The organism is Bradyrhizobium sp. Ken51 (genome assembly GCF_055807435.1).
The window spans coordinates 47133-62246 of record NZ_JBVVPB010000027.1 but is presented as its reverse complement, the minus strand read 5'-3'; the positions used below and the strand labels follow the sequence as shown (position 1 = coordinate 62246).

The following is a 15114-nucleotide window of genomic DNA, read 5'->3' as shown; positions in this document are numbered from 1 at the left end:
TGCCGACTAAATTTTGGCTAACAATCGGGACTCCGAACCCACTCGATATGTGGGAAACTAACACATCCGCTGCAACCTTCCACGCGCGGCTGAATGTCGCCCTCGCCCGCAATCCTGGCGAGCAGACGTGGTTAATCGCTGGAATCGTGCGATTTCGCTCCCGCGCAGCCGCCCGCTACCATTTGTCACAAATTCCGCAACACCGTGGCGGGCTTTTTGTTCAACGCCAGGAGCGTGCCGGCGAGCCCGAGCCCGACCGTGACGACCAAAGCAGCCGCGACCACGCCGGCTGCGCTGCCGCCCTGCCAGACGAAAGTGAGGGTCATCAGCCGGGTCACGATCATCCAGGCCGCGACGCTGCCGGCGAAAACGCCGAACACCGCGGTGGCGAGCCCGATCAGGAGGTATTCGAGCGCATAGGCGCCGAGCAGCCGCAGTCGGGTCGCGCCCAGGGTCTTGAGGATCACCGCATCGTAGACCCTGTGCCGATGGCCGGCGGCGAGCGCGCCGCCCAACACCAGGATCGCCGAGATCAGGGTCACCGCGCTGGCGCCGCGGATCGCCAGCGCAAGGTTGGTCACGACCGAGCCGACCGTCTCCATCACCTCGCGCACGCGCACGCTCGTCACCATCGGATAGGCGTCAGCGACCTCCTTGATGATCTTGCCGTCGCCGGCCGCATCGCCTCCGGCTTCCGTCAGCGTCGCGATGTGGGTGTGCGGGGCGCCCTTGAAGGCGTTCGGCGAGAACACCAGGACGAAATTGATGCCGAGGCCCTGCCAGTCGATGGTGCGCAGATTGCTGATCTTGGCGGGGATGTCGCGGCCGAGGATATTGACCACGACCTCGTCGCCGAGCTTGAGGCCGAGTCCGTCCGCGATCTTCTTCTCCATCGAAACCAGCGGCGGGCCGGAATAATCGGCGCTCCACCACGCGCCCTCGACCACCTTGGAGCCCTTCGGCAGATCGGCGGTATAGGTCAGGCCACGGTCGCTCTGCAGCACCCACTCGGAATCGGTGCTGGGCTTGAGCTCCTCGGCGCGGACGCCACGGGCTCCGACGATCCGCCCGCGCAGCATCGGCACGTCATCGACCTTCGCGCCAGGGGCGAGCTGGCGCAGATAGGAGTCGAACTGCTCGGCCTGCGTGCTCGGAATGTCGATGAAGAAGAACGATGGCGCGTGCTCGGGCAGCGCCGCCAGGAACTGCCGGCGCAGATTGCCGTCGATCTGGGTGATGGTGACGAGCACGGCGAGTCCGAGCCCGAGCGAGAGCACGACCGAGGGCGTCAGCGCGCCCGGCCGGTGAATGTTGGCAATCGCAAGTCGCAGCATCGGCCACCGCGTGCGCGGCAGTCGCCGTGCGATCGTCATCAGCAGGGCGGCAATGCCGCGCAGCAGCGCGAACACGACCACGGAGGAGGCCACGAACACCGCGGCGATGCGCTTGTCGAAGGAGAGCCCGATCACGACCGCGATGAGCAGCGCGATCACGACGGCCATGAAGACGAGATAGCTCCAGCGTGGCCGGTGCCATTCGGAGCTGATGGTGTCGCGGAACAGCGCGGCCACCGGCACGTCGTGTACCCGCCCGAGCGGCCACAGGCCGAAGGCAAGCGCGGTGAGCAGCCCGTAGACGAACGACAGCGCAAGCTCGTCGGCATGCACCGCCGGCACCACCGGCAGCGGCAGCAGCTTGCCGAACAGGCCGACGATCGCGAAGGGCATGGCGGCGCCGAGCGCGAGCCCGATCAGCGACCCAATCGCGGCGAGCAGGAGAACCTGGGCGAGATAGATGCCGAACACGTCGCGCCCGGTGGCGCCGACCGCCTTGAAGGCCGCGATCACCTCGAGCTTGTGGTCGATATGGGCCTTGACGGCATTGGCGACGCCGACACCGCCGACCAGCAGCGCGGCGAGGCCGACCAGCGTCAGGAACTGCGTGAAGCGGTTGATGTTGCGCTCGAGCTGCGGCGAGGCATTGGAGCGGCTGCGGACCTCCCAGCCGGCCTGCGGCGCGGCGTTGCGCGAATCCGCAATGAAGGCGTCGGTGGCGCGCTCGCTATTGGCGATCTCCGGCAGCTTCACCCGGTAGACCCAGCGCACCAGGCTGCCGGGCTGGACCAGCCCGGTGGCGCGCAGGCCCGCTTCGCTGATCAGGAAGCGCGGGCCGAAGCCGATGCCGCCGGCGAGCTTGTCGGGCTCGGCTTCGACGGCGCTGCGGATCTGGAACGTCGCAGCCCCGACGGTGACGCGATCGCCGGTCTTGAGCGATAGCCGCGTCAGCAGCGTCGGATCGGCGGCTGCGCCGAACGCGCCGTCGCGCTCCGCGAGCAGGTCGGACATCGGCAGCGGTGGCGCCAGCGTCAACTGGCCCAGCATCGGATAGGTGCCGTCGACCGCCTTCATCTCGACCAGCGCCAGCTTGCCCTCGGCCGAGCGCGCCATTCCGCGCAGAGTGGCGGCGCTCGAGACGGTGCCGCGCGAACGCAGGAAGGCGACTTCCTCCGGCTTCGCCTCGCGCTGAAACAAGACGAACGATACGTCGCCGCCGAGCAGCGTACGGCCCTCGCGGGCGAGGCCGTCGCTCAGGCTCGCCGACACCGAGCCGACACCGGCGATGGCCATCACGCCGAGCGCGATGCAGGCAATGAAGACGTAGAAGCCGCGCAGGCCGCCGCGCAATTCGCGCAGCGCGTAGCGCAGCGACAGCGCGACGCCGTTGGGCTTCGCGAACGGTTCGGCAGCAATGCTCATGCCGGCGCCGACTGCGTGTCGATGCGCCCGGAGCGCAGGCGGATCACGCGATCGCAGCGATGCGCGAGCGAGGAATCGTGCGTGACCAGCACCAGCGTCATGCCGCGCTCGGCATGCTTGCTGAACAGCAGGTCGACGATCTGTTGTCCGGTGGCTTCGTCGAGATTGCCGGTCGGCTCGTCGGCAACGAGGATCGCGGGATCGGGTGCCAGCGCGCGGGCCAGCGCGACGCGCTGCTGCTCGCCGCCGGAGAGCTGCGTCGGATAATGGTGCAGACGGTCGCCAAGGCCGACCGATTGCAGCTCCTCCGCCGCGCGCCTGGCGGCGTCGGGATTGCCTGCAAGCTCGAGCGGCACCGCGACGTTCTCCAGCGCGGTCATGGTCGGGATCAAATGGAAGGACTGGAAGACGATGCCGACCTGGCGGCCGCGGAAGCGGGCCAGCGCGTCCTCGTCGAGGGCATTGAAAGGCGTGCCGCTGACCACCACCTCTCCGCTATCAGGACGCTCCAGCCCCGCCATCACCATCAGCAGCGTGGATTTGCCCGAGCCTGACGGGCCGATCAGGCCGATCGTTTCGCTCCGGCCGACGCGCAAGCTGATATCCTTGAGAATGTGAACGCGTGCCGCGCCCGTACCCAATGACAGATTGACGTTGGAGATGGCGATGGTGTCCGCCGAACTGTCGGCGAGCGAAGAGGAAGAGATGCGAGTGTCCATGGTCCGGTCATATGGCAACTCCGCACGCGCGGTCGAGAGGCGTTACGGATTGTTCATGCACATAGCCGTGTTGATGCTCGGTTTGATGACGGTGGCAAATCCGGCGTGGGCTCCGGCATGGGCCGAAGCGGCGAAGCCGATCAGGCTGGTGGTTCTCGGCGATTCCCTGAGTGCCGGCCTCGGCCTCCCGGCCCAGGAGGCGTTCCCCGCAAAACTTCAAAAATCTTTACAAGACAAAGGGATAGAGGTCGGCATGAGCAATGCCGGGGTGTCCGGCGACACCTCCTCGGGGGGCCGTGACCGGCTCGACTGGTCGGTCCCTGACGGAACCGACGGTGTGATCATCGAGCTCGGCGCCAACGATGCGCTGCGCGGCATCGATCCCGATTTGACGCGCGCTGCGCTCACCGAGATCGTCCAGCGTCTCAAGGCGCGCAAGATCGCGGTGATGCTGTGCGGCATGCTGGCGCCGCCGAACTACGGCGCGGACTATGCCGCGCGCTTCAATTCGATTTATCCGGATTTGGCGAAAAAATACGGCGTGCCGCTCTATCCGTTTTTTCTCGACGGTGTCGCGGCCGATGCCAAGCTCAACCAGGCCGACGGCATTCATCCGACCGCGCCCGGCGTCGACATCATCGTCAGGAATATCTTGCCCACGGTTGAGGCATTCCTTGGCACCATAGCTGAGCAACGGCGTTGAAAAGCAGGCAACGCTAACCGTAATTCCCAGGGTTTTACCGGAGTAAGGCGCGCGATGCTTCGCAGAGTCACACAACTGCGATAGGAATTGAGGTACCGGTGATTCGTCGCCGGCTCTAAAATTTGGATATGATCTTTCCCTGGATCATGCCCAAGCATCGGGAGTGCGAAACGATGCCGCGTTTGTTCACTGGTCTGGAAATTCCGGCCGAGATTGGCCAGTCGCTTTCCAATTTGCGGGGCGGCCTTCCCGGCGCCCGCTGGATCGATCCCGAAAATTACCACGTCACACTGCGCTTCATCGGCAATATCGACGGCATGTCCGCCAACGAAATCGCCTCGATGCTGTTTCGCGTTGACCGCAAGCCGTTCGAGGTGAAGGTGCAGGGCTTGCAGAGTTTCGGCGGACGCAAGCCGCGCGCGGTGGTCGCCACCATCGTGCCGAGCAAGCCGCTGATGGAATTGCAAGCCGAGCTCGAGCGCCTGATGCAGCGGATCGGCCTCGATCCTGAGGGTCGCAAGTTCATCCCGCATGTCACGCTGGCCCGGCTCCACGACGCCACCGACCGTGACGTCGCCGATTATCTCTCGCTGCGCGGCTATTTTCCCAGCAAGGCGTTCACGGCCGAACGTTTCGTGCTGTTCTCGTCCCGCGCCTCCACCGGCGGCGGACCGTATGTGGTCGAGGACGCGTACGAGCTGTGTGAGTGAGCTTGGCTAACAAGCCGAGGCCCTGGCGCGTCGACCGGTAGCGTCTATCGCGCTCAGAGTGGCAATCCGTGTTTGTCATAGGCAACGATTTCGTCTGCCGTCTGGTCGGCTATCACCGGCAGTACGCTCCAGCGTTGGCGGATCGCAGCCATATCGTCCAATAGAGCAGTCTTGCGGTGCTGATTGTCGATACGGCTAAGCCGCTCCTCGCTAGCTCGCTTCGTCGCGACCACAACGGTCTCGCCGGTGAGTTGCGCCAGCCTGCATGCGAGATGCTCGGTCTCGGGGTCTTCGATATTAAGAGCCATGTCAGGAGCCACAAAGTAGCCGCTTTACTTTACTGATATCTCAATCATCCGCCCACACCCACATGTATGAGGGTAAGCGCATACGCCCCTTGCGCCAATACGGAGTTGCAATTTCCGCTCATCTCTGGCGGTAAAGAGCATGCTCTCGACCCCCAGTTCCTCATTCCGCGAGGCCTATCAGGCCCAGATCGCGTCCGGCGCGATCGAGCCCGACGCTGCCCAGGCTGAAATCGCCGACGCCTATGCGGCGCTCGACCAGCGGCTCGCCGATTACAAGCCGGCGCGCAAGCAGGGCCTGCTCAGCCGCCTGTTCAGCAGCGACAAGGACGAGGCGCCGCACGGGCTCTACGTCCATGGCGAGGTCGGCCGCGGCAAGACCATGCTGATGGATCTGTTCTTCCAGCACTCGACCGTCGAGCACAAGCGGCGCGCGCATTTCCACGAATTCATGGCCGATGTGCACGAGCGCATCTACGATTATCGCCAGGGCATCGCGCGCGGCGAGATCGCCGACGGCGACGTCATCGCGCTGACCGCGCATGCGATCTTCGAGGAGAGTTGGCTGCTCTGTTTCGACGAATTCCACGTCACCGACATCGCGGACGCGATGATCCTCGGCCGCCTGTTCGCAAAGCTGCTGGAGCTCGGCACCGTGGTGGTGGCGACCTCCAACGTCGCGCCTGACGACCTCTACAAGGGCGGTCTGAATCGTTCGCTGTTCCTGCCCTTCATCAGGCAGATCACCGACCACATGGACGTGCTGCGGCTCGACGCGCGCACCGACTTCCGGCTGGAAAAGCTTCAGGGCGTGCCGATGTGGCTGACACCGGCAGACACCGAGGCGGACACCGCGCTCGACCGCGCCTGGTCGAAGATGTCAGGCAGCGCCAAATGCAAGTCGCGCGATATTTCGATCAAGGGCCGCATCCTGCACGTGCCGTGCTCGGCCCACGGCGTGGCGCGCTTCGCGTTCGCCGATCTCTGCGAGAAGCCGCTCGGGGCATCCGACTATCTCAGGCTGGCGCACGATTATCACACCATCCTGGTCGACCACATTCCAGTGATGGACATCTCTCAGCGCAACGCCGCCAAGCGTTTCATCACGCTGATCGACACGCTCTATGACAATGCCGTGAAGCTGATGGCCTCGGCCGATGCCAACCCGATCTCGCTCTATCTTGCCAACGAGGGCAACGAGGCCAACGAGTTCAAGCGCACCGCGTCGCGCCTGATCGAAATGAGCTCGGAATCCTATCTGGCGCTGCCCCACGGCCGCAAGGATTCCACCGCCAGCGGCTCGACCAAGGGGCTGGTGGAGACTTAAGTCCTATGCGGCCGTCATTCCGGGGCGTCGCCAAGCGACGAGCCCGGAATCCATACTCCCGATCGTCGTTATGGATTCCGGGCTCGCGACTTCGTCGCGCCCCGGAATGACCGTTGGGATAGGCTGACGGTTCGGGGGGTATTCTGGCTGCTTTCGCGGCGAGCCCGACAATTGGGCATCCACCGACTTGAACGGGGGAGGCGAAAGGGATAACCACCCGTCTCAGTTTTCCCCTCCTTACGTGTCTAAAGGACAGGTTCACATGGCGCGCGACAAGATTGCTTTGATTGGCTCCGGTCAGATCGGCGGAACGCTGGCTCATCTCATCGGCCTGAAAGAGCTGGGCGACGTGGTGATGTTCGACATCGCCGAGGGCGTGCCGCAGGGCAAGGCGCTCGACATCGCACAGTCCTCGCCGGTCGATGGCTTTGACGCGCACTATATCGGCGCGAACTCCTACGAGGCGCTGGACAATGCAAAGGTCTGCATCGTCACCGCCGGCGTGCCCCGCAAGCCCGGCATGAGCCGCGACGACCTCCTCTCCATCAACCTCAAGGTCATGGAGCAGGTCGGCGCCGGCATCAAGAAGTACGCCCCCGACGCTTTCGTCATCTGCATCACCAACCCGCTCGACGCGATGGTCTGGGCGCTGCAGAAGGCTAGCGGCCTGCCGCACAAGAAGGTCGTCGGCATGGCCGGCGTGCTGGATTCGTCGCGCTTCCGCTACTTCCTGGCCGACGAGTTCAACGTTTCGGTCGAAGACGTCACCGCCTTCGTGCTGGGCGGCCATGGCGACACGATGGTGCCGCTGGTAAAATACTCCACCGTCGCCGGCATTCCGCTGCCCGATCTCGTCAAGATGGGCTGGACCTCGCAGGCGCGCCTCGACGAGATCGTCGACCGCACCCGCAACGGCGGCGCCGAGATCGTCAATCTGCTCAAGACCGGCTCGGCCTTCTACGCGCCGGCGGCTTCCGCGATCGCGATGGCCGAGAGCTATCTGCGTGACAAGAAGCGCGTGCTGGCCTCGGCCGCCTACCTGAACGGCGAATACGGCGTGAAGGACATGTATGTCGGCGTGCCCGTCGTGATCGGCTCCAAGGGCGTCGAGCGCGTCGTCGAGATCGAGCTCGTCGGCAAGGACCGCGAAGCCTTCGACAAGTCAGTCGGCGCGGTGCAGGGTCTGGTTGACGCCTGCAAGAAGATCGCACCCGACCTTCTGGGCCGCTAAACCCAACAATCCCCGCCGAAGATCGAAAACCCGGTCTTCGGCGGTTTCACTTCCGGGCCCCCGCTGCAACTCTTGTTGAGGGCTGGCGGGTTCCGGATCGGCAGTCCAGAGATCGATGTCAGAGAATCCGGGTTGCAGTTCCTGTGGTATATGGTATGCCAGCCACAAGACTGAGGTGGGCCTACGAGGTCACCGCCCGCGGGTTCAGGGAGCGACTAAATGAATATCCATGAATATCAGGCCAAAGCGCTGCTGAACGAGTTCGGTGTCGCGATCTCGAAGGGCGTTCCGGTCCTGAAGGCGGCCGATGCGGACGCGGCGGCAAAGGCTCTCCCGGGCCCGGTCTGGGTCGTGAAGAGCCAGATCCACGCCGGCGGCCGCGGCAAGGGCAAGTTCAAGGAAGCATCCGCCGGCGACAAGGGCGGCGTCCGCATCGCCAAGTCGGCCGCGGAAGTTTCCGAATTCGCCAAGCAGATGCTCGGCGCAACGCTCGTCACCATCCAGACCGGACCCGCCGGCAAGCAGGTCAACCGCCTTTACATCGAGGACGGCTCCGACATCGACAAGGAATTCTACCTCTCGATCCTGGTCGACCGCGAGACCTCCCGCGTCTCCTTCGTGGTGTCGACCGAGGGCGGCGTCAACATCGAGGACGTCGCGCACAACACGCCTGAGAAGATCGTGACCTTCTCGATCGATCCCGCAACCGGCATCATGGGCCATCACGGCCGCACCGTCGCCAACGCGCTGAAACTCTCCGGCGATCTCGCCAAGCAGGCCGAGAAGCTCACCGCGCAGCTCTATGCGGCGTTCGTCGCCAAGGACATGTCGATGCTGGAGATCAACCCGCTGGTCGTGACCAAGCAGGGCCAGCTCCGCGTCCTCGACGCCAAGGTGTCGTTCGACGACAACGCCCTGTTCCGTCACCCCGAGGTGCTCGCGCTGCGCGACGAGACCGAGGAAGACGCCAAGGAAATCGAGGCCTCGAAATACGACCTCAACTACGTCACCCTCGACGGCAATATCGGCTGCATGGTCAACGGCGCCGGCCTCGCGATGGCGACGATGGACATCATCAAGCTCTACGGCATGGCGCCGGCGAACTTCCTCGACGTCGGCGGCAGCGCCAGCAAGGAAAAGGTGGCGGCCGCCTTCAAGATCATCACCGCGGATCCCAACGTGAAGGGCATCCTGGTCAACATCTTCGGCGGCATCATGAAGTGCGACGTGATCGCCGAGGGCGTGACGGCTGCGGTTCGTGAAGTCGGCCTCAGCGTGCCGCTGGTGGTTCGCCTCGAAGGCACCAATGTCGAGCTGGGCAAGAAGATCATCCGTGAATCCGGCCTGAACGTGGTGCCGGCCGACAATCTCGACGACGCCGCGCAGAAGATTGTGAAGGCCGTCAAGGGAGGCTGAGGCCATGACCCAGGACCATCTCGCTGCATCATCTCCGCTGCCGGAGCACGCGCGTCTTGCCGCGTTCGCCGGTGAATGGAATGGCGAAGAGGTGGTCTTTCCGTCGCGCTGGACGGACGGGGGAACGGCGACTTCTCGCGTCGTGGCCCACATGGATCTCAATGGCTTCTATCTGATCCAGGACTCGGTCCAGACCCGCGACGGCAAGCAGAGCTTCGCCACCCACGGCATCTTCACCTTCGACCGCGAAGACCGGACCTACAAATTGTTCTGGTACGACTCGCTCGGCTACACGCCGCCCTCGCCCGCCTCCGGCGGGTGGGTCGGCAAGACCCTGACGCTGGTGCGCGGCTCGCTCCGCGGCAATGCGCGCCACGTCTATGAAATCATCGACGACGATTCCTATTCGTTGAAGATCCAGTTCTCGCCGGACGCGGAAGGCTGGGCCGACGTGCTCACCGGCGTCTACCGCCGCATCCACTGACCTCTCACTCGTTAGTTTCGCGAAAGCAGACCTCATGTCCATCCTGATCGACAAGAACACCAAGGTCATCTGCCAGGGCTTTACCGGCAAGAACGGCACCTTCCATTCGGAGGCCGCGATTGCCTATGGCACCAAGATGGTCGGCGGCACTTCGCCCGGCAAAGGCGGCGCGACGCATCTGGGCCTGCCGGTGTTCGACACCGTGCGCGAGGCGCGTGAGAAGACCGGCGCGGATGCGTCGGTGATCTACGTGCCGCCGCCGGGCGCGGCCGATGCGATCTGCGAAGCCATCGACGCCGAGATCCCGCTGATCGTCTGCATCACCGAAGGTATCCCGGTCATCGACATGGTCCGGGTGAAGCGCTCGCTGGCCGGCTCCAAGTCGCGCCTGATCGGGCCGAACTGCCCGGGTGTCATGACTGCGGGCGAGTGCAAGATCGGCATCATGCCGGCCAACATCTTCAAGACCGGCAGCGTCGGCATCGTTTCCCGCTCCGGCACCCTGACCTACGAAGCCGTGTTCCAGACCACCCAGGAAGGCCTCGGCCAGACCACCGCGGTCGGCATCGGCGGCGATCCGGTCAAGGGAACCGAGTTCATCGACGTGCTGGAAATGCTGCTCGGCGACCCCCAGACCGAGTCGATCATCATGATCGGCGAGATCGGCGGTTCCGCCGAGGAGGACGCCGCCCAGTTCCTCAAGGACGAAGCCAAGCGCGGCCGCAAGAAGCCGATGGTCGGGTTCATCGCCGGTGTCACGGCCCCTCCCGGCCGCCGCATGGGCCATGCCGGTGCGATCATTTCGGGCGGCAAGGGTGACGCCGGTTCCAAGACCGACGCGATGAAATCGGCAGGAATTACAGTATCTCCGTCTCCCGCTCGCCTTGGCCACACGCTTGCCGAAAAATTGAAGGCCTGATTCACACCTTCGTAATTTTCCGGGCGAAGTTTCGCAGCAAATAGGGTAAATGGTGCCTGTCGCGCTGGTCCTCTGCCGGGGAGCCCAGCGCCAGCGCCGTTTGTTATGCGCGAACCGAAATCGCCAGGAACTCAAGTATGTCTCGCCAAGACGCGAACGCAGCCTTTGCCCTCTCCTCCTTTTTGCAGGGCACCAACGCCACCTACATCGACGAAATCTACGCCCGCTACGAGAAGGACCCGTCCTCGATTGATGCCGAGTGGCAGGACTTCTTCAAGAGCCTCAACGACCAGCCGGGGGACATCAGCAAGAACGCCCAGGGCCCGTCCTGGGAGCGCGCCAACTGGCCGCTGACCCCGCAGGACGATCTGACCTCCGCGCTCGACGGCAATTGGGCCGAAGTCGAGAAGACGGTCGGAGCCAAGATTGCCGCCATGGCGCAGGCCAAGGGCGGGGACAAGGCCGGCGGCCTCTCCTCCGCAGACCTGCTCCAGGCCACCCGCGACTCGGTCCGCGCGCTGATGCTGATCCGGTCCTACCGCATGCGCGGGCACTTCCACGCCAAACTCGATCCGCTCGGCATCGAAGCCCAGCGCAATCGCGAAGAGCTCGACCCGCGGACCTACGGCTTCAGTGAAGCCGATTTCGACCGCAAGATCTTCCTCGACCATGTGCTCGGTCTCGAATACGCCAGCTTGCGCGAAATCACCGCGATCTGCGAGCGTACCTACTGCCAGACGCTCGGCGTCGAGTTCATGCACATCACCAACGCGGCCCAGAAGGCGTGGATCCAGGAGCGCATCGAGGGGCCTGACAAGGAAATCTCGTTCACCCGCGAAGGCCGCCGCGCCATCCTGATGAAGCTGGTCGAAGCCGAAGGCTTCGAGAAATTCTGCGACACCAAGTTCACCGGCACCAAGCGCTTCGGCCTGGACGGTGCTGAATCGCTGATCCCCGCGCTCGAGCAGATCATCAAGCGCGGCGGCAATCTCGGCGTGAAGGAGGTCGTGCTGGGCATGCCGCATCGCGGCCGCCTCAACGTACTGACCCAGGTGATGGGCAAGCCGCATCGCGCGCTGTTCCACGAGTTCAAGGGCGGTTCGGCCAATCCTGATGCGGTCGAAGGCTCGGGCGACGTCAAATATCACCTCGGCGCGTCCTCGGATCGCGAGTTCGACGGCAACCGCATCCATCTGTCGCTGACCGCCAACCCCTCGCATCTCGAGATCGTCGATCCCGTGGTGCTCGGAAAAGTCCGCGCCAAGCAGGACCAGCACGGCGATCCGCCGGATATGCGCATCTCGGTGATGCCGCTGCTGATGCATGGCGACGCAGCATTTGCCGGCCAGGGCGTGGTGGCCGAATGTTTCGGCCTGTCGGACCTGAAGGGCTACCGCACCGGCGGCTCCGTCCACTTCATCGTCAACAACCAGATCGGCTTCACCACCTATCCGCGTTATTCCCGTTCGTCGCCTTACCCGTCCGACGTGGCGAAGATGATCGACGCGCCGATCTTCCACGTCAACGGCGACGATCCGGAAGCCGTCGTGTTCGCGGCCAAGGTCGCGACCGAGTTCCGGCAGAAATTCCACAAGCCCGTCGTCATCGACATGTTCTGCTACCGCAGGCATGGCCATAACGAGGGCGACGAGCCGGCTTTCACCCAGCCGGTGATGTACAAGAAGATCGCGGCCCATCCATCGACGCTCGAGCTCTACGCCCGCCGCCTCATCAGCGAAGGCGTGCTGACCGAGGGCGAGGTCGAGAAGGCCAAGGCGGACTGGCGCGCGCGGCTCGATGCCGAGCTCGAGGCCGGCTCCGGCTACAAGCCCAACAAGGCCGACTGGCTCGACGGCAAATGGGCCGGCTTCAAGATCGCCGATCAGGAAGAAGATGCGCGGCGTGGCGTTACCGGCGTCGACATCGCCGCCCTGAAGGACATCGGCCGCAAGATCACCAAGGTGCCGGATGGTTTCCGCGTCCACCGCACCATCCAGCGCTTCCTCGAAAACCGCGCCAAGGCGATCGACGGCGGCACGGGCATCGACTGGGCGACCGGCGAGGCGCTGGCGTTCTGCACGCTGCTCAACGAGAACCACCATGTCCGCCTGTCCGGACAGGATTCGGAGCGCGGCACCTTCTCGCAGCGCCACTCGGTCCTGATCGACCAGGAAGACGAGAGCCGCTACACGCCGTTCAACCATCTCGGTCACGAGCAGGGCCATTACGAGGTCATCAACTCGCTGCTGTCTGAAGAAGCCGTGCTCGGCTTCGAATACGGCTATTCGCTCGCCGAGCCGAACACGTTGACCCTGTGGGAAGCGCAGTTCGGCGACTTCGCCAACGGCGCGCAGGTCGTGTTTGACCAGTTCATCTCCTCGGGTGAGCGCAAATGGCTGCGCATGTCCGGCCTCGTCTGCCTTCTGCCGCACGGCTATGAAGGCCAGGGACCGGAACATTCCTCGGCGCGTCTGGAGCGTTATCTCCAGATGTGCGCGGAAGACAACATGCAGGTGGTCTATCCGACCACGCCGGCGAACTATTTCCACGTGTTGCGCCGCCAGCTCCATCGCGAGATCCGCAAGCCGCTGATCGTGATGACGCCGAAGTCGCTGCTGCGTCACAAGCGGGCGGTGTCGCGTCTCGAGGAGCTCGCGAAGGGAACCACCTTCCACCGCATCCTCTATGATGACGCCCAGATGCTGCCGAGCGAAGCGATCAAGCTCGTTCCCGACGAGAAGATCCGCCGCATCGTGCTCTGCTCGGGCAAGGTCTATTACGACCTCTACGAGGAGCGCGAGAAGCGCGGGATGGACGACATCTACCTGATGCGCGTCGAGCAGCTCTATCCGGTGCCGCTCAAGGCGCTGGTGGCCGAGCTGTCGCGCTTCAAGAAGGCCGAAGTGGTGTGGTGCCAGGAAGAGCCGCGCAACATGGGTGCCTGGCACTTCATCGAGCCCTATCTGGAATGGGTGCTGAACCAGGTGAACGGTGTGAGCCGGCGTCCGCGTTATGTCGGTCGCGCCGCCTCCGCCGCGACCGCCACGGGTCTGATGTCGAAGCATCAGGCGCAGTTGAAGGCGTTCCTGGACGAAGCATTGAGCTGAGACGTTTTTTAGGACGCTGTCATCGCCCGCCTTGTGCGCAATTGCGCACTGGGGCGGGCGATCCAGTACGCCGTGACGGCCGTGATGACCACGAACGCCGCGGAGTACTGGATGCCCCGCCTTCGCGGGGCATGACACCTGTGAAATTCATGACCGCATTGGCGATCTCCTTAAGGAAAAGACCATGACTGAAATTCGTGTGCCGACCCTCGGCGAATCCGTCACCGAGGCCACCATCGGCCGCTGGTTCAAGAAGGCCGGCGATCCCGTCGCCGTCGACGAGCCCTTGGTGGAGCTTGAGACCGACAAGGTCACCATCGAAGTCCCGGCGCCCTCCGCCGGCACGCTGAGCGAGATCATCGCCGCCGATGGTGCCACCGTCGCGGTCGGCGCGCTGCTTGGCCAGATTACTGAAGGTGCCGCCGGCGCTGCCAAGCCGGCGCCCGCTGCGCCCGCAAAGCCCGCGGCTGCCGCTCCTGCTGCCGCCGCTGCGGCTGCTCCCGCCGCGGCGAAGGCGCCGCCGGCCGATGCGCCGCTCGCTCCCTCCGTGCGCAAGCTCTCGGCCGAGACCGGCATTGACGCCTCGACGGTTCCCGGCTCCGGCAAGGACGGCCGCGTCACCAAGGGCGACATGCTCGCTGCGATCGAACGTGCGGCTTCGGCGCCGACCCCGGTCAACCAGCCGGCCGCAGCGGTCCAGGTCCGCGCGCCGTCGCCGGCCGATGACGCTGCCCGCGAAGAGCGCGTCAAGATGACCCGGCTGCGCCAGACCATCGCGCGCCGCCTCAAGGACGTGCAGAACACCGCCGCGATGCTCACGACCTTCAACGAGGTCGACATGACCAACGTCATGGCGTTGCGCGCCCACTACAAGGATGCGTTCGAGAAGAAGCACGGCAGCAAGCTCGGCTTCATGGGCTTCTTCACCAAGGCCGTCGTGCAGGGGCTGAAGGACATCCCGGCCGTCAACGCGGAGATCGACGGCACCGACCTGATCTACAAGAACTACTATCACATCGGCGTCGCCGTCGGCACCGACAAGGGCCTCGTCGTGCCCGTGGTGCGCGACTGCGACAACAAGTCGATCGCGGACATCGAGAAGGGCATCGCCGATTTCGGCCGCCGCGCCCGTGACGGCCAGCTCAAGATCGACGAGATGCAGGGCGGCACCTTCACCATCACCAATGGCGGCATCTACGGCTCGCTGATGTCGACCCCGATCCTGAACGCGCCGCAGTCCGGCATCCTCGGCATGCACAAGATCCAGGAGCGGCCGATGGTCGTCGGCGGCAAGATCGAGGTCCGCCCGATGATGTATCTGGCGCTGTCCTACGATCACCGCGTCATCGACGGCAAGGAAGCCGTGACCTTCCTTGTTCGCGTCAAGGAGAGCCTGGAAGATCCGGCGCGCCTGGTGCTCGATCTCTGATCGCTGAT

Annotated in this window: 12 protein-coding genes; 9 read left to right on the top strand and 3 right to left on the bottom strand. The window is 64.5% G+C overall.

Going from position 1 to position 15114, the window contains the following annotated elements; genetic code table 11:
* Positions 1 to 185: 185 nt before the first annotated feature.
* Together AC0L27_RS32185 and AC0L27_RS32180 are read right to left on the bottom strand one after the other, a co-directional pair.
* The gene (locus AC0L27_RS32185; RefSeq protein WP_354209659.1) at positions 186 to 2756 is read right to left on the bottom strand and encodes an ABC transporter permease; all 2571 of its coding nucleotides are present in this window, start codon (positions 2754 to 2756) and stop codon (positions 186 to 188) included.
* Positions 2753 to 3475 (bottom strand): ABC transporter ATP-binding protein, encoded by a 723-nt coding sequence (locus AC0L27_RS32180; RefSeq protein ID WP_354064674.1) that lies wholly within the window; start codon positions 3473 to 3475, stop codon positions 2753 to 2755. Before AC0L27_RS32180 ends, AC0L27_RS32185 begins: the two co-directional genes overlap by 4 nt.
* Positions 3476 to 3530: 55 nt before the next feature.
* Here AC0L27_RS32180 and AC0L27_RS32175 point away from each other — a divergent pair, with 55 nt between their 5' ends.
* Together AC0L27_RS32175 and thpR are read left to right on the top strand one after the other, a co-directional pair.
* Complete coding sequence (locus tag AC0L27_RS32175) at positions 3531 to 4178, top strand: arylesterase (RefSeq protein WP_473321752.1); 648 nt, start codon at positions 3531 to 3533, stop codon at positions 4176 to 4178.
* A 173-nt stretch (positions 4179 to 4351) separates the two neighbouring features.
* Positions 4352 to 4888: an RNA 2',3'-cyclic phosphodiesterase gene (thpR, locus tag AC0L27_RS32170; protein ID WP_007598862.1), complete on the top strand. Its 537-nt coding sequence runs from the start codon at positions 4352 to 4354 to the stop codon at positions 4886 to 4888.
* Positions 4889 to 4941: 53 nt separating this feature from the next.
* On the opposite strand, the gene AC0L27_RS32165 is transcribed toward thpR, so the two are convergent.
* Complete coding sequence (locus tag AC0L27_RS32165) at positions 4942 to 5196, bottom strand: type II toxin-antitoxin system VapB family antitoxin (RefSeq protein WP_354209658.1); 255 nt, start codon at positions 5194 to 5196, stop codon at positions 4942 to 4944.
* 139 nt (positions 5197 to 5335) lie between these two features.
* Between AC0L27_RS32165 and zapE the strand changes: the two genes are divergently transcribed.
* The 7 genes from zapE to odhB all read left to right on the top strand — a co-directional run bounded on the left by zapE (position 5336) and on the right by odhB (position 15106).
* Positions 5336 to 6520, top strand: a complete 1185-nt coding sequence (gene zapE, locus AC0L27_RS32160) for a cell division protein ZapE (RefSeq protein ID WP_354064670.1) — start codon at positions 5336 to 5338, stop codon at positions 6518 to 6520.
* A 262-nt stretch (positions 6521 to 6782) separates the two neighbouring features.
* Positions 6783 to 7751: a malate dehydrogenase gene (gene mdh, locus AC0L27_RS32155; protein ID WP_354209657.1), complete on the top strand. Its 969-nt coding sequence runs from the start codon at positions 6783 to 6785 to the stop codon at positions 7749 to 7751.
* A 219-nt stretch (positions 7752 to 7970) separates the two neighbouring features.
* Positions 7971 to 9167, top strand: a complete 1197-nt coding sequence (gene sucC / locus AC0L27_RS32150) for an ADP-forming succinate--CoA ligase subunit beta (RefSeq protein WP_027566399.1) — start codon at positions 7971 to 7973, stop codon at positions 9165 to 9167.
* 4 nt (positions 9168 to 9171) lie between these two features.
* Positions 9172 to 9651 (top strand): DUF1579 family protein, encoded by a 480-nt coding sequence (locus AC0L27_RS32145; RefSeq protein ID WP_275174195.1) that lies wholly within the window; start codon positions 9172 to 9174, stop codon positions 9649 to 9651.
* Between the two features lie 34 nt (positions 9652 to 9685).
* Positions 9686 to 10570: a succinate--CoA ligase subunit alpha gene (gene sucD, locus AC0L27_RS32140; protein ID WP_275174194.1), complete on the top strand. Its 885-nt coding sequence runs from the start codon at positions 9686 to 9688 to the stop codon at positions 10568 to 10570.
* Positions 10571 to 10707: 137 nt separating this feature from the next.
* The gene (locus AC0L27_RS32135) at positions 10708 to 13677 is read left to right on the top strand and encodes a 2-oxoglutarate dehydrogenase E1 component (RefSeq protein WP_473321720.1); all 2970 of its coding nucleotides are present in this window, start codon (positions 10708 to 10710) and stop codon (positions 13675 to 13677) included.
* Between the two features lie 184 nt (positions 13678 to 13861).
* Positions 13862 to 15106 carry a 2-oxoglutarate dehydrogenase complex dihydrolipoyllysine-residue succinyltransferase gene (gene odhB, locus AC0L27_RS32130; protein ID WP_354209655.1) on the top strand — a complete coding sequence of 415 codons (1245 nt, stop codon included), beginning with the start codon at positions 13862 to 13864 and terminating at the stop codon, positions 15104 to 15106.
* The last annotated feature ends 8 nt before the right edge of the window (positions 15107 to 15114 follow it).

Coding starts and splice junctions, on each gene's coding strand:
- AC0L27_RS32185 (WP_354209659.1), bottom strand. CDS start 2,756: ATGAGCATTGCTGCCGAACCGTTCGCGAAGCCCAACGGCGTCGCGCTG.
- thpR (WP_007598862.1), top strand. CDS start 4,352: ATGCCGCGTTTGTTCACTGGTCTGGAAATTCCGGCCGAGATTGGCCAG.
- sucD (WP_275174194.1), top strand. CDS start 9,686: ATGTCCATCCTGATCGACAAGAACACCAAGGTCATCTGCCAGGGCTTT.
- AC0L27_RS32180 (WP_354064674.1), bottom strand. CDS start 3,475: ATGGACACTCGCATCTCTTCCTCTTCGCTCGCCGACAGTTCGGCGGAC.
- odhB (WP_354209655.1), top strand. CDS start 13,862: ATGACTGAAATTCGTGTGCCGACCCTCGGCGAATCCGTCACCGAGGCC.
- AC0L27_RS32145 (WP_275174195.1), top strand. CDS start 9,172: ATGACCCAGGACCATCTCGCTGCATCATCTCCGCTGCCGGAGCACGCG.
- AC0L27_RS32165 (WP_354209658.1), bottom strand. CDS start 5,196: ATGGCTCTTAATATCGAAGACCCCGAGACCGAGCATCTCGCATGCAGG.
- zapE (WP_354064670.1), top strand. CDS start 5,336: ATGCTCTCGACCCCCAGTTCCTCATTCCGCGAGGCCTATCAGGCCCAG.
- AC0L27_RS32175 (WP_473321752.1), top strand. CDS start 3,531: ATGCACATAGCCGTGTTGATGCTCGGTTTGATGACGGTGGCAAATCCG.
- sucC (WP_027566399.1), top strand. CDS start 7,971: ATGAATATCCATGAATATCAGGCCAAAGCGCTGCTGAACGAGTTCGGT.
- AC0L27_RS32135 (WP_473321720.1), top strand. CDS start 10,708: ATGTCTCGCCAAGACGCGAACGCAGCCTTTGCCCTCTCCTCCTTTTTG.
- mdh (WP_354209657.1), top strand. CDS start 6,783: ATGGCGCGCGACAAGATTGCTTTGATTGGCTCCGGTCAGATCGGCGGA.